This window comes from Thiomicrorhabdus marina, assembly GCF_017571465.1.
Lineage (GTDB): Bacteria > Pseudomonadota > Gammaproteobacteria > Thiomicrospirales > Thiomicrospiraceae > Thiomicrorhabdus > Thiomicrorhabdus marina.
Genome location: NZ_JAGETV010000069.1, coordinates 1 through 503 on the forward strand (window position 1 = coordinate 1; position 503 = coordinate 503).

General features: G+C 41.2%; 1 protein-coding gene. It reads left to right on the plus strand.

Translation table 11 applies throughout. From position 1 onward, the window contains the following. Window positions 1-503 (plus strand): flagellin (locus tag J3998_RS13125; RefSeq protein WP_481924067.1); only part of this gene is annotated, 503 nt, incomplete at both ends.

The following is a 503-nucleotide window of genomic DNA, read 5'->3' on the forward strand; positions in this document are numbered from 1 at the left end:
AAAACGGAAATTGATCGTGTTGCCGAAACTACCAAGTTCAATGGCACGAATGTAATGAATGTTGATGGTGGTTTGTCTATTCAAGCTGGATGGGAAACGACTGGTAATGATCAGATTTCCATCGCAACCATGAATATGTCCACAACTGCGATTGGTGATTCTTTCACTTACACAACTGCACAAATCCTTGCACCTACTGCATTTGTTGCAGGTGACACCTATGAGTTGACAATTGGTGGCACTGCAGCAGGTGTGACTGCTCAGACAATTGGGGTTGATTTTGGTGAGACTGTTAATGGAGTTTTAGTAAATTCTACTGAACGCGCTCAAGATGCGATGACTTATAAAATTAACACTAATACAAGTTTAATTGCTGATGGTGTTTTTGCAGAGCAAGCTATTGATGGCACCTTAACAGTGAAATCATCAGAAGAAAACCTAGTCGCAGGTGATATTACTGCAGGTGGTAATAATGATGCAACTTTGGGGGCAATTACTCTAGG